The sequence below is a fragment of the Oscillibacter valericigenes genome (assembly GCF_021531435.1).
GTDB lineage: Bacteria > Bacillota > Clostridia > Oscillospirales > Oscillospiraceae > Oscillibacter > Oscillibacter valericigenes_B.
Window position 1 is genome coordinate 174,169 of the sequence record NZ_JAFBIS010000003.1, and the last position, 11,934, is coordinate 186,102.

The following is an 11,934-nucleotide window of genomic DNA, read 5'->3' on the forward strand; positions in this document are numbered from 1 at the left end:
GTCAAGAACCGCCGGAAGAAACCGTTTCAAATCCCCCGCAGGTCAAAATCCGGGGTGTACTCCTCCCTGGCGGAGGTCCGCTCCTGGGTGAAGCCGTCGGTGATGCCGCAGTTTTCCATGTACTCCACCGCCGCGCGGTACTCCGCCCTTGTCACATGGCGGGCGAGATTCCCCGCCGCCCCCGGCTGGGGCGTGTACTGGCTCATTAAAGAGAACAGCACATCGCCGGGGCGGAAGGTCGCCGCCACCCAGTCGATGACGCGGCGGGTGTTCTCCAGCTCCCCCGGCAAAATCAAATGCCGGATGAGAACGCCCCGGGTCAGCAGGCCGTTTTCGATTTTGTAAGGCCCGGTCTGGCGGAACATCTCCAAAATGGCGGTACTGGCCCAGTCGAAGTAATCCTCCGCCGCCGAGTATTTTTTCGCGGGCCCCGGCAGGGCATATTTCAGGTCCGGCAGGTACACCTGGACCCTGCCCTCCAGCAGCCGCAGCGTCGACCGCTTTTCATACCCGCCGCAGTTCCACACCACCGGCACCGGCCAGGGCTCGTCCCCCAGCGCTTCCAGAATGACGGGTGTAAAGTGGGTAGGCGTGACAAGGTCCAGGCAGGCGGCCCCCTGGGAAATCAGCTCCTTGAAAATCTCCCGCAGGCGGGCGGCCGCGATGGGTTTCCCCACCTCCCCCTGGGAGATGGGCCCGTTCTGGCAGAAGCAGCACCGGAGGTTGCAGCCGGAGAAAAACACGGTCCCGGCGCCGTGCTCCCCTACAAGGCACGGCTCCTCCCACTGGTGCAGCATGGCCTTCGCCGCCACCGGAACGCTGGGCTGGCGGCACACGCCGCCCCGCTTTGTCTCCGTCCGCTCCGCCCCGCAGTTCCGGGGACACAGGTTACAAATCATAGCTTCGTGATGTCAAAGTCCGGGCCCAGGTTGCCCTCCCGCCAGTGCTTGCGGCACAGGCCGATGTACTGGTCGTTGGCGCCCAGCACCACCTGCTCGCCCTCCTTGAGGACCTTGCCCGTGGAATCGAACCGGGCGTTGAACATGGCCTTTTTGCCGCACCAGCAGATGGTCTTGACTTCCTCAATTTTGTCCGCCATCACCAGCAGCGCCTCGCTGCCGGGGAACAGGTCGCCCTTGAAGTCCGCCCGCAGGCCGTAGCAGATGACGGGGATGCCCAGGTCGTCCACGATGTACACCAGGTACATGACCTCCTCCTTCGTCAGGAACTGGGCCTCGTCCACGATGATGCAGGCGTTTTGCTGCAGCTCCATGATGGAAAGTTCCCGCATCTCGTCAAAGTAGATGCAGGGGTATTTCAGTCCGATGCGGGAGACCACCATATGGTCGCCGTCCCGGGTGTCCAGCCGGGGCTTCACCAGCAGCGTCTGCTGGCCCCGCTCCTCGTAGTTGAACCGGGCCATCAACGCGTTTGCCGTCTTGCTGGAGCCCATGGCTCCGTATTTGAAATAAAGCTGTGCCATTGTTTTCTCCCTTAATCCTCGTTTTTCTCTTGTTCCTTCCGCCGCACATGCCCCGCAAAGGTCTCCCCGCTCCGCCGGGGGAGGAAGGAAATCGGCGCCGGGGTCTCCCTGCCATGGTAATAACACCACAGCCACCGCAGGCACCACGCCAGCTTCCGCGCCAGCAGGAGCAGCAGCACCAGCAGCAAAATCTTAATGAGCTTCATCTTCGTCCACTTCTCTATAATCCACGGTGTACACCGGGCCCTTGAATTCCGGCTCTTTGGGCTTTTCACGCTTTGGCTGTCCACCGCCCTTGCTGCGGCGGTACAGCACCACCAGCGCCACAATCAGCGCAATGGGCACCGCCAGCCGCAGGGCCAGCGTCAAGAAGCCCAGCAGCAGCCGGAAAATCCCCAGCGGCAGGCCAACTAACCATCCCATGCTTCTCTATCCTTTCATCTGTTCCTTCGCCTCGGCGTAGTACCGGGCAAAGGCCGAGGGGACGGCGTGGGCCTCCAGCCCGTCCGCGTCCACCCACTCCCATTCCGCCGGGCCGTCCCCGGACACGCTCAGGGTGTAGCCCGTCATGTGCCACTCCACATGGGTGAAGATGTGCTTCGCCGTCAGCTTGTTTTTCCACTCCACGGCGGTCAGGCCCATGGCCTTCACCGCCTCCGCCGCAACCCGCTCGTCCAAAGCCCCCTCCACGTTGGGGAACTCCCACAGCCCCGCCAAAAGGCCGCTGTCGGGGCGGCGGCTCAGGGCAGCCTTGCCCTCCCGCAGCAGGAGGAACACGGTCTTTTCCTCCACCCTCCGGGCCTTTTTCGGTTTCTTGACCGGCAGGCTCTCCGCCGTGCCCCGGATGCGGCCCAGGCAGAAGTCCCGGGCGGGGCACGCGTCACACTTGGGCGGACCGTTTGGGACGCACACCGTGGCCCCCAGCTCCATCGTAGCCTGGTTGAACACGCGGATGCCCGCCGCCTCCGCCGGCATGACGGCCTGCACCCGCTCCCGGACGGTCTTTTTCGTCCTGGGGTCCAGGATGTCGTCATGGCAGTCGGTGAGCCTTGTCACCACCCGGAGGACGTTGCCGTCCACCGCCGCCTCCCGCCGCCCGAAGGCAGCCGAGGCGATGGCGCTGGCGGTGTAGTCCCCCACCCCCGGCAGTTTCAGCAGCCCCTCGTAGGTATCCGGGAAGCCGCCCATCTCCGCCACGGCTTTCGCCGCCTTCTGCAGATTCCGGGCGCGGCTGTAATAGCCCAGCCCCTCCCACAGCTTCATCAGGCGGTCCTCCGGGGCGTTTGCCAAAGCCTCCACCGAGGGGAAGGCTTCGAGAAACCGGGCGTAGTAGCCCAGAACCGCCGCCACACGGGTCTGCTGCAGCATGATCTCCGACACCCAGATGCGGTACGGGTCCTCCGTCCGCCGCCAGGGCAGGTCCCGGGCATTTTCCCGGTACCAGGCCAAAAGCGGCCCCGGCAGGGTCGCCAGCACGTTTTCAGTTGTCAACTCCTGTCGTTCCATGGTATTATCATACCATACCCGGCGGGGGATTTGCACCCCTCCGAAAGTTTTTTTGAAAAACCTCTTGACCTTCCCCTTTCTGGAAGGTGTACGATACCCTCAGAAACGAGGTGAACGGCTTGAAAATCAACGAAGTGGAGGCCCTGGTGGGCATCACGAAGAAGAACATCCGCTTTTACGAGGCCGAGGGATTGCTGGCCCCCCGGCGGAACAGCGACAACGGCTACCGGGACTACGGCGAGGCCGAGGTGGAGACCCTGCGGCGCATCAAGCTGCTGCGCAAGCTGGGCGTGCCGCTGGAGGACATCCGGCAGATGCTCTCCGGCGCCCACACGGTGGGAGACGGGATGCGCCGCCATCTGGTGACGCTGGAACGGGAGCGGCAGAATCTGGACGCCGCGGCGAAACTCTGCGGCGAGCTGGCGGACTGCCCGGACCGGCTGGACGCCCTGGACGCCGACGCGCTGCTGGAGAAAATGGCGGAGATGGAGCAATCCGGCACCACCTTCCAGAACAAGCAGTCCCAGGACATCCGGGTGCGGTATGTGGCCCCGGTGGTGGTGACGGTGCTGATGGTGCTGCTGATGCTGGGGCTCATCTGGCTGTTCCTCTGGGCCTTTGAGACGGACCCGGCGGGCGCGCCGCCCCTGCCGCTGCTGGCGGTGTTCATCGCCGTCCCGACGGTGGTAGCCCTGGGGGTCATCCTGTCCCTGGTGCAGCGCATCCGGGAGATCGGAAGGAGGGAGATCGACGATGCCAGGCAGTTCTGACCGGCGCAGAAAGCGCATCGGCTCCATCATTGCGGCCGTGTTCGTCCTGTTCTACGTCCTGCCCCTGGTCATCGGCTCCGTTTTTGCCGCCGTGACGTTTATCCGGGACGGCGAGTGCTTTGCCGCGATCCTGTTCCTGCTGATCTACAGCGTGCTGGGCGGGGCCGTGGTGATCGGCGTGCTCCTGGCCCTGCGCCAGCGCCTGAAAGAGATCAAGGGAGGCGAGGAAGATGACGCCGCCCAATACTGACCGGCAATCAAGCCGCCGGAAAAGCGCCCTCTGGAGCGCCGTGTTCAACACGGTGCTGCGGCTCATCGCGGCGGCGGTGCTGCTGTGGTGCCGCCGGGAGGTGGACAGCGCCGTGTTGTCCGTCGTACTGCTGGTGCTTGCTCTCATCAATCTGGGGACCATCGTCCCCTTGTGGATCAGTTTTCGTATACGCTTGAAAGAAATTGAAGGAGGAGAAGAAGATGCTGCTGCTGAATATTGACTATGTACCCGGTAAAGAGGTGGAGCCCCTGGGCCTGGTGAAGGGCACCGTGGTCCAGTCTAAAAACGTGGGCAAGGACTTCATGGCCGGCATGAAGACCCTGGTGGGCGGTGAGATCACCGGCTACACCGAGATGCTGACCGAGGCCCGCCAGATCGCCACTAAGCGGATGGTGGACGAGGCCACCGCCCTGGGCGCCGACGCCGTCATCAACGTCCGGTTCGGCTCTTCCGCCGTCATGCAGGGCGCGGCGGAAGTGATCGCCTACGGCACCGCCGTGAAGCTGAAATGACGCGGGTCACATTCCTGGCCCACAGCGGCTTTTGGGTGGAGCTGCCCAGCGTTACATTGTTATTTGACTGGTGGAAAGGGGAACTCCCGGTTTTGCGGCCGGGGGTCCCCCTGCTGGTCTTTTCCAGCCACCGCCATGAGGACCACTTCAACCCCGAAATTTTCCGGCTTGATGCCGACGCGTTTCTGCTGGGCAGCGACATCCGCCTGACGGCCCGGAACCTGGAAAAATGGGGCGTTTCCGAAGAAACAGCCGCCCGGTGCCTGCGCCTGGGGAAGCAGGACGCCGTCTCTCCCTTGCCCGGCGTCACGGTGGAGACCCTGCCCTCCACCGACGAGGGCGTGGCGTTTTTAGTGACGGCGGACGGGAAAACCGTTTTCCACGCCGGGGACCTGAACTGGTGGCACTGGGAGGGGGAGGACCCCGGCTGGAACCGGAACATGGAGGTCAATTTCCAGCGATACACGGAGCCCCTCCGGGGGCGGCGCATCGACCTGGCCATGCTGCCCCTGGACCCCCGGCTGGGGGAGGACGGTTTCCGGGGCCCCAAGTATTTTCTGGAGCTGGCGGACATCCGCCGCTTCCTGCCCATGCACCAGTGGGGGGATTTTGGTTTTACAGAGAAATTTCTGGCCCGGTATCCCGGCTTCGCGGCCCGGACGGTGCCCGTCAGCCGGGCGGGGCAGGACTTTACATTTGAGGAGGAAGATGTATGAAAATCGACGGCAACGAGCTGGCCATCCGGCAGAACGACCTGGACCGGGAGGGCCGCCACGAGGAGGCCATGGCCATCAAGCAGGAGTTTCTGCGGCAGGTACGGGAGAGCGGCGACCACTGCCCCTGCAAGGAAGCGTGCCCCCACCACGGCAACTGCTTTGAGTGCGTGACGCTCCACCGGGGCCACCGGGACCATCTGCCCATGTGCATGTGGGACATGGTGAATGAGCGGCTGCACAAGCTGTCGCTGATGACGGAGGGGACGCTGCGGGAGTATGAGGAGACGCATCAGTAAGAAGGGGGGCTTTTGCCCCCTTCTTTTCTGCCCATGGGTCGGAAAACGGGGGTTTTTCGCGCCACGGCGCGGGACGGAGTTTTCGCGCCACGGCGCGGGACGGAGTTTTCGCGCCACGGCGCGGGACGGAGTTTTCGCGCCACGGCGCAGGACGGGGGACGGCCCGGCTTCGCCGGGCGGGGATGCACCCCCCATTTTCTTTTTGAAACATCAAAAAGAAAATGCGCCGTGCACGGTGGAAAAGAAAAAATGTTTCGCGCAAAACGGCACTTTGTGCCTTTTTTGCTTGTGTACGGGGGTCCCAACAAGAGACATTGGGCATTTGGGGCTGGATCCAGCGTTGGGCGCGGGCCAAGCCTTGCTGAATCTTTCAGTCGTCAGCCCGCGACCGGGAATTGCGAAACCGGGGTGCAAAACCGACTTGACCTGCTTCTCTTTCCGCTGTCGCTGCCGCTCCCTATCCCCGGGAGGGGAATCCAAAGGGGAGGGGCCGCAGCCCCTCCCCTTTGAGTCGTTAGGGGGTGTGGGGGCGAGTCGAAACGCCCCCACGTTTCTGGAGGGGGTCACAGGGGGAGGGGTCTTTGCGCCAAAGACCTCTCCCCCTTTTCCCCCCGTCCCCCTGCGGAGGGGGCAAAACTCCTACGCCATAATGACCCCAATGGTCAAAAACGCCACCGTCAGAATGAGGAAATACGCAATGAGTTTCCAAACGTATTTCAGCCAGCGGTCGTAGGGCACATGCCCCAGCGCCAGCGCGCCCATGACCACCGCCGCCGTGGGGGTGATGATATTCACCAGGCCCGAGGCAGACTGGAACGCCGTCACCACCAGGTCGCCGCCCACCCCCGCGAACTTGCTCAGCGGCGCCATAATGGGCACCGACAGCGTGGCAAGGCCGGAGGAGGACGGGATGAGCACCGTCAGGGGCAGGTAGATGAGATACACCAGCACTACAAAGGCCACCGGCCCGGCGCCGGAGAGGGCCCGCTCGCCCCAGTTCAGAATGGTGTCGGTGATGGCGCCGTCGTTCATCAGCACCGTGATGCCCCGGCTGATGCCGATGATGAACGCCACGCTCAACAGCTCGCCGCAGCCGGAGACGAAGGTCTCGGTAATTTCCGTCTCCCCCATGCCGTCGATGAGCCCCACTACTACGCCGCCCACCAGGAACAGGGCGGAGAGCTCCGGGAACCACCAGCCTAAGGCCGGCAGGCCCACGCCCATCTCGTCAAAGGGGATGACGCCGTAGATCATAATGAGGAACACCAGGGCGAACACCGTCAGGATGACCTTGCGCTTGTTCGTCAGGGGCAGCGGCTCTCCGGCGGTGAAAGCCGGGGCGCTCTCCCCCGCCGCTACGGACAGGGCGGGCTGGCGCTTGACTTTCGCGGCGTAGGCCATCACGTACCAGATGGCCGCCCCCTCAAACACCACCCACTGGATGAGGCGCAGGAGGATGCCCTCTCCCAGGGAGACCCCGGCGAAGCCCGCCGCGATGCCCGTGGCGAAGGGGTTCACCGTGGAGCTGATGACCCCCGCGCCCGCCCCCAGCAATATGACGGAGATGGCCGTCACCGCGTCATAGCCCGCCGCCAGAAACACCGGGATGAGCAGCGGGAAGAACGCCATGGTCTCCTCCCACATGCCATACGTGGTGCCGCCCAGACCGAAGAGCAGCATCAAAATGGGGATGAGCCACTTCTCCCTATCGCCCAGCGCCCGGATGACGTGGCTGACGCCAGCGTCCACGGCGCCGGTCTTCATCACCACGCCCAAAAAGCCGCCCACCATCAGGATGAACACGCAGACGTCCACCGCGTCGTAAAAGCCGGAAAAGGCGGCTTTCAGCACCGCGCCCACGCCCTGGGGCGACTGGGCCACAGCGTGGTAGGTCCCCGCCTGGGGCACGCCGTCCACGTACTCATAGGAGCCCGCCGGGATGAACCAGGTGGCAAGGGCCACCAGGATGATCAGCAAAAACAGGATGGTAAACGCCGTGGGCATCCGAAATCGTTTTTTCTCCAAAGGGTCTCCCCCCGTTTCTTATTTTCCGATAGTCGCCACCATGACGGCCTTGATGGTGTGCATCCGGTTTTCCGCCTCGTCGAACACCACCGAGTGCTTGCTGCGGAACACCTCGTCGGTGACCTCCCGGATGTCCACACCCTTGTCCTGCCACTCCTTGGCCAGCTTCGTCTCAAAGTCGTGGAAGGAGGGCAGGCAGTGCATATACAGCACGTTGGGGTTGCCGGTGGCTTTCAATGTCTCCTCCGTCACCCGGAAGGGGGACAGCAGCTCCGCCCGCTCGGGGATGAGGGCCTCCTCGCCCATGGAGGCCCAGATGTCGCCGTATATGACGTCGGCGTCCTTCACGTCCTCCATGTGGTCGGTGATCTCAATGAGGCCGCCGTTCTCCCGGGCGGTGGCAAAGGTGCGCTTGATGAGGTCCTGGTCCATCTCCTTCGCCAGCTTCTCCGGGCCCAGGGCCACGAAGTGCATGCCCATTTTGGCCGCGCCGATCATCCATGCGTAGCACATGTTGTTCCGCACGTCGCCGGGGAACACCACCTTCACCTGGTTCAGGGGCTTGTGGCAGTGCTCCTCGATGGTCAGCATGTCCGCCAGAATTTGAGTGGGGTGGTCGGCGTCCGTGAGGCCGTTCCACACAGGTACGCCCGCCCACTTCGCCAGGTCCTCCACCACCTTTTGTTCGTAGCCCCGGTACTCGATGCCGTCGAAGAATCGGCCCAGGACCTTGGCGGAGTCCTCCAGGGACTCCTTTTTGCCCATCTGGGAGCTGTTCGCGTCCAGATAGGTGACGTGGGCGCCCTCCTGGGTGGCCGCCACCTCGAAGGAGCAGCGGGTGCGGGTGGAGGTCTTTTCAAAGAGCAGGACGATGTGCTTGCCCTTCATGGTGGGCTCGCAGATGCCCGCTCGGCGCTTGGCCTTCAGGTCGTGGGCCAGGTCCAGAAGATAACGGATTTCAGCGGGGGTAAAGTCCTCCAGAGTCAGAAAACTCCGGCCTTTCAAATTGACTGCCATGGTGTGTTCTCCTTTTCAAAAATGAAGTAAGTGGGGGGTACGGACAGGGCCGGCGCGCCGTCAGGCGCGGGACGATGTGCCGCTGGGCGGCACGAGGACGGCCCGGGGCCGTGGGGAATGCCGGCCCACGGGGCCGGGACGGGGGGATGCACCCCCCATTCTTTTTCGTCTTGCCGAAAAAGAATGCGCCGTGCACGGTGGAAGAAAAAGACGCTTGGGCGCAAAACCGGCGCCAGAAGGCGCCTTTTTTGCTTAAATGCGGGGGGCGTGCGAATCCATGCGGCAGAAACCTGCTAGGCTTCCGCCGAGTGCGCCGTACCGCCCAGGAACAGAGAACGTGCTCCCCCGCATTTGGCACTGCGCAGCGGCTTTCCGGGGTGGTCATCGTAAGGGCTTTACCATTAGCCCCGCGCGTTCCGCTTCGCTACGCGCTCCCCCAGTCTATCCCCGGGAGGGGAATCCAAAGGGGAGGGGCCGCAGCCCCGCCCCTTTGTGTCGTTAGGGGGTGTGGGGGAAACAGGCGAAGCGCCGCCAGCGGCGGATGAAGCGAGCCTGTTTCGAGGAAGCGGCGCGATTGGCGGCCCCGAAAAGGGGCCGGGAATCGCAATGCCGCGACGGTGTTGAAATTCGAAATCCCCCCGGGTTTCTCTTTGGGGGGGCGTGGGGGGACACTTCTCTTTTCAAAAGAGAAATGTCCCCCCTCCCCCCGTCTCCCCCTGAGGAGGGGGAAGAATTACTTCTCCTCAAACACAGACACGTACACCGTGCCCACGACCTCAAACCCCAGCTTCGCCTTGACCTGATAGCTGCCGAACGCTTTGATAGGCTCATCCAGCACCAGCTTCTGCTTGGGAATGTCGATGTCGAACTGCTTCTTCAGCCCCTCGGAGATTTCCTTGGTGGTGACGGCGCCGAACAGCCGTCCGCCGTTGCCCGCCTTGGCGGTGAGCTTCACCATGCACTCCTTCAGCTTCTCGGCGGTGGCCTCGGCCTCGGCCTTCTGCCGGGCCTCCTCCGCCTTCCGTGCCTTCTCCTTCAGGTTCATGGTGTTGATGGCGTCGGTGGTGGCGGGAATGGCCATCTTCCGGGGCAGGAGGAAATTCCGGGCGTAGCCCTCGGAGACCTCCACCATCTGGCCCTTCTTGCCCTGGCCCTTCACGTCCTGCTGTAAAATCACTTTCATGGGTTCTTCTCCTTATTATAATGTTATTTCTCGAAATAGTCGTCAATGGCGTCGGTCAGCTTCTGGCGCACGTCCAGCACGTTCGCGTTTTCCACCCTGCCTCCGGCGGTGGTGGAGTTGCCGCCGCCGCCCAGAGCCTCCAGGATGACCTGAACATTGATCTCGCCCAGGGAGCGGGCGGACATCAGCACGCTGCTGCCGTTGGTGTACACCACGAAGGACGCCTTGACCCCCTTGAGGGTCAGCAGCTCGTCGGCGGCCTGGGCCGCGGCGATGCGGTCCACGCCGTCCTGGGGAATGACGGCCAGGGCGATGTCGTCCCGGTACATCTCCGCCCGGCGGATGATGTCGTAGCGGGAGATCATGTCGTCCAGGTCGTTCTGGAACAGCCGCTGCACGTCCGCGGTGTCGGCCCCCGCCCGGCGCAGGAACGCCGCCGCCTCGAAGGTCCGGCCGCCGGTGCGCTGGGTGAAGTGCTTGGTGTCCAGCACGATGCCGGCAAGCAGCGCCTCCGCCTCATCCCGCAGGAGGTCGGCGGGCTCCACCATGTATTGCAGCAGCTCCGTCACCAGCTCCGCCGCTGAGGAGGCGTAGGGCTCGTGGAAGCTGAAGGCCGCGTTTTCGATATAGCTGGCGGCACGGCGGTGGTGGTCGATGACGGCCACCCGGTTGCAGCTCTCCAAAAGCTGCTGGCTCTCCACCATGTCGGGGCGGTTGGTGTCCACCACCACCAAAAGCGCGCCGGGGCGCATCTTCAAAAAGGCGTCCGCCGGGGTGACGAACACGCCGGCGTAGTCCGGCACGGAGCGCAGGCGGGCAAGGACGGCCCCCGCGGCGCTGTGCTCCGCGTCGATGACGATCTGGGCCCGCCTGCCCAGCTTCCGGGCGGCGCAGCACACGCCGACGGCGGCGCCCACGGCGTCCATGTCGGCGAAGCTGTGGCCCATGACGTAAATTTCCGACGCGTCCATCATCAGCTCGCTGAGGGCGTTGGCCATGACCCGGGATTTGACCTTGGTGCGCTTTTCCGTGCTCTTGGCCCGGCCGCCGTAGAACTCGAAGTCCACTTTGTTGCGGACCACCGCCTGGTCACCGCCCCGGCTCAGGGCCATCTCCACGGAGAGGTTGGCGTTCTTGTAGAGCTCGGGAATGCTGTCCGCGTCCTTGCCCATGCCGATAGACAGCGTGGGGTGGACGCCCTCGCCCACCTTGATGTCCCGGATGGCGTCCAGGACGGAGAACTTCTCCTCCACGAAGTGGGCGTAGTACTGTTCCTCAAAGATGAACAGGTAGCGGTCCCGCTCGGTTTTCAGCAGCAATCCGTCTCCCGCCGCCCAGTTGTTCAGCTTCTCGTCGATCTGGGCCAGGACCGCGCTGCGCTGGGTGTCCGGGCAGGATTTCATCAGGTCCTCGTAGTTGTCCACCATCATAATAGCCAGCACGGGGCGGGTGGCGGTGTAGGCCTCCTTCAGCTCGTCGGCCTCGGTGGTGTCCACCCAGTAGGTGGTGGCCACCAGGTTCTGCTCTCCGCCCCGGCCCTTGGCCCGGACGAGGCTGCCGTACACCCGGAAGCGGCGGCCGTTCATCACCACCCGCTCCGGGCACTCCTGCTTGCCCTCCAGCAGCCATTGAGCGGGGAAGTCGGGCACGGCGTCCTCCACCTTCATCTCAAAGAGGTGCTCCCGGACGCCCGCCAGCTGGAGGAAGTTCTCGTTGCTCCAGATGACCTCCCCGGTGTCGGGGCGGAAGACCATGATGGGCAGGGGGGAGTTGATGAGGGTGGATTTACTGGCCGTATCTACGCTGCCCGTCACGCTGTCGATGTACTGTAAGATGCCCTGACGACGCTTTTTATTTACCTCGGAGGAGTAAACGTACAGCGCCACGGTCGCCAGGCCCTCCACCAGGGCCAGGGGCCAGCTGACGGTGACGGCGGCTGCGGAAAAGACCAGCAGGCAGAAAAAGTACAGTTTCAAATTCGGTTCCAGCAAGCGTGAGAGTTTTTTGTTATTCATGCGCAGCGCTCCTTCACACCGGAAAACATACCAATAGATTTTATTAGTATAGCATTTCCGGTGGAAATGTGCAATGGAAAAGAGCGAAAATACTCCTCCGGGAAAGTTCGGATGAGGGGGAGTCGCCCACGGGGCGGGGG

15 protein-coding genes are annotated in these 11,934 nt (G+C 63.6%); 6 read left to right on the forward strand and 9 right to left on the reverse strand.

Going from position 1 to position 11,934, the window contains the following annotated elements:
• Positions 1-26 precede the first annotated feature (26 nt).
• From JQM68_RS03155 to mutY, 5 genes are read right to left on the reverse strand one after another with little or no spacing between them, the layout of a single operon-like run.
• Positions 27-899 (reverse strand): radical SAM protein, encoded by an 873-nt coding sequence (locus tag JQM68_RS03155; protein ID WP_235221459.1) that lies wholly within the window; start codon positions 897-899, stop codon positions 27-29.
• A complete protein-coding gene (locus tag JQM68_RS03160) occupies positions 896-1,483 on the reverse strand; it encodes a thymidine kinase (protein WP_235221460.1) in 588 nt (195 codons plus the stop codon). Before JQM68_RS03160 ends, JQM68_RS03155 begins: the two co-directional genes overlap by 4 nt.
• Positions 1,484-1,494: 11 nt before the next feature.
• The gene (locus tag JQM68_RS03165; protein WP_235221461.1) at positions 1,495-1,689 is read right to left on the reverse strand and encodes a hypothetical protein; all 195 of its coding nucleotides are present in this window, start codon (positions 1,687-1,689) and stop codon (positions 1,495-1,497) included.
• Complete coding sequence (locus tag JQM68_RS03170) at positions 1,676-1,906, reverse strand: hypothetical protein (RefSeq protein WP_235221462.1); 231 nt, start codon at positions 1,904-1,906, stop codon at positions 1,676-1,678. The genes JQM68_RS03165 and JQM68_RS03170 overlap by 14 nt, the downstream gene beginning before the upstream one ends.
• A 6-nt stretch (positions 1,907-1,912) precedes the next feature.
• A complete protein-coding gene (gene mutY, locus JQM68_RS03175; RefSeq protein WP_235221463.1) occupies positions 1,913-2,989 on the reverse strand; it encodes an A/G-specific adenine glycosylase in 1,077 nt (358 codons plus the stop codon).
• 110 nt (positions 2,990-3,099) lie between these two features.
• On the opposite strand from mutY, the gene JQM68_RS03180 reads away from it, so the two are divergent.
• From JQM68_RS03180 to JQM68_RS03205, 6 genes are read left to right on the forward strand one after another with little or no spacing between them, the layout of a single operon-like run.
• Positions 3,100-3,759 (forward strand): MerR family transcriptional regulator, encoded by a 660-nt coding sequence (locus JQM68_RS03180; protein WP_235221477.1) that lies wholly within the window; start codon positions 3,100-3,102, stop codon positions 3,757-3,759.
• On the forward strand, positions 3,743-4,009 hold the full coding sequence (locus JQM68_RS03185; RefSeq protein WP_235221464.1) for a hypothetical protein: 267 nt from the start codon (positions 3,743-3,745) through the stop codon (positions 4,007-4,009). The genes JQM68_RS03180 and JQM68_RS03185 overlap by 17 nt, the downstream gene beginning before the upstream one ends.
• Positions 3,990-4,250 (forward strand): hypothetical protein, encoded by a 261-nt coding sequence (locus tag JQM68_RS03190; RefSeq protein WP_235221465.1) that lies wholly within the window; start codon positions 3,990-3,992, stop codon positions 4,248-4,250. Before JQM68_RS03185 ends, JQM68_RS03190 begins: the two co-directional genes overlap by 20 nt.
• On the forward strand, positions 4,231-4,542 hold the full coding sequence (locus JQM68_RS03195; protein WP_235221466.1) for a YbjQ family protein: 312 nt from the start codon (positions 4,231-4,233) through the stop codon (positions 4,540-4,542). The genes JQM68_RS03190 and JQM68_RS03195 overlap by 20 nt, the downstream gene beginning before the upstream one ends.
• A complete protein-coding gene (locus JQM68_RS03200; RefSeq protein WP_235221467.1) occupies positions 4,539-5,258 on the forward strand; it encodes an MBL fold metallo-hydrolase in 720 nt (239 codons plus the stop codon). The genes JQM68_RS03195 and JQM68_RS03200 overlap by 4 nt, the downstream gene beginning before the upstream one ends.
• Entirely contained in the window at positions 5,255-5,554 is a 300-nt protein-coding gene (locus JQM68_RS03205; protein WP_235221468.1) for an LPS biosynthesis protein, read from the forward strand. Before JQM68_RS03200 ends, JQM68_RS03205 begins: the two co-directional genes overlap by 4 nt.
• Before the next feature lie 639 nt (positions 5,555-6,193).
• On the opposite strand, the gene JQM68_RS03210 is transcribed toward JQM68_RS03205, so the two are convergent.
• The 4 genes from JQM68_RS03210 to JQM68_RS03225 form a co-directional block, all read right to left on the reverse strand.
• Positions 6,194-7,579, reverse strand: a complete 1,386-nt coding sequence (locus JQM68_RS03210; protein WP_235221469.1) for a YfcC family protein — start codon at positions 7,577-7,579, stop codon at positions 6,194-6,196.
• Between the two features lie 18 nt (positions 7,580-7,597).
• On the reverse strand, positions 7,598-8,596 hold the full coding sequence (argF, locus tag JQM68_RS03215) for an ornithine carbamoyltransferase (protein WP_235221470.1): 999 nt from the start codon (positions 8,594-8,596) through the stop codon (positions 7,598-7,600).
• 733 nt (positions 8,597-9,329) lie between these two features.
• On the reverse strand, positions 9,330-9,779 hold the full coding sequence (rplI, locus tag JQM68_RS03220) for a 50S ribosomal protein L9 (RefSeq protein WP_235221471.1): 450 nt from the start codon (positions 9,777-9,779) through the stop codon (positions 9,330-9,332).
• 23 nt (positions 9,780-9,802) lie between these two features.
• Positions 9,803-11,794: a DHH family phosphoesterase gene (locus tag JQM68_RS03225; RefSeq protein ID WP_235221472.1), complete on the reverse strand. Its 1,992-nt coding sequence runs from the start codon at positions 11,792-11,794 to the stop codon at positions 9,803-9,805.
• Positions 11,795-11,934: the final 140 nt, after the last annotated feature.

Coding starts and splice junctions, on each gene's coding strand:
- JQM68_RS03155 (WP_235221459.1), bottom strand. CDS start 899: ATGATTTGTAACCTGTGTCCCCGGAACTGCGGGGCGGAGCGGACGGAG.
- JQM68_RS03160 (WP_235221460.1), bottom strand. CDS start 1,483: ATGGCACAGCTTTATTTCAAATACGGAGCCATGGGCTCCAGCAAGACG.
- JQM68_RS03165 (WP_235221461.1), bottom strand. CDS start 1,689: ATGAAGCTCATTAAGATTTTGCTGCTGGTGCTGCTGCTCCTGCTGGCG.
- JQM68_RS03170 (WP_235221462.1), bottom strand. CDS start 1,906: ATGGGATGGTTAGTTGGCCTGCCGCTGGGGATTTTCCGGCTGCTGCTG.
- mutY (WP_235221463.1), bottom strand. CDS start 2,989: ATGGAACGACAGGAGTTGACAACTGAAAACGTGCTGGCGACCCTGCCG.
- JQM68_RS03185 (WP_235221464.1), top strand. CDS start 3,743: ATGCCAGGCAGTTCTGACCGGCGCAGAAAGCGCATCGGCTCCATCATT.
- JQM68_RS03190 (WP_235221465.1), top strand. CDS start 3,990: ATGACGCCGCCCAATACTGACCGGCAATCAAGCCGCCGGAAAAGCGCC.
- JQM68_RS03195 (WP_235221466.1), top strand. CDS start 4,231: ATGCTGCTGCTGAATATTGACTATGTACCCGGTAAAGAGGTGGAGCCC.
- JQM68_RS03200 (WP_235221467.1), top strand. CDS start 4,539: ATGACGCGGGTCACATTCCTGGCCCACAGCGGCTTTTGGGTGGAGCTG.
- JQM68_RS03205 (WP_235221468.1), top strand. CDS start 5,255: ATGAAAATCGACGGCAACGAGCTGGCCATCCGGCAGAACGACCTGGAC.
- argF (WP_235221470.1), bottom strand. CDS start 8,596: ATGGCAGTCAATTTGAAAGGCCGGAGTTTTCTGACTCTGGAGGACTTT.
- rplI (WP_235221471.1), bottom strand. CDS start 9,779: ATGAAAGTGATTTTACAGCAGGACGTGAAGGGCCAGGGCAAGAAGGGC.
- JQM68_RS03225 (WP_235221472.1), bottom strand. CDS start 11,794: ATGAATAACAAAAAACTCTCACGCTTGCTGGAACCGAATTTGAAACTG.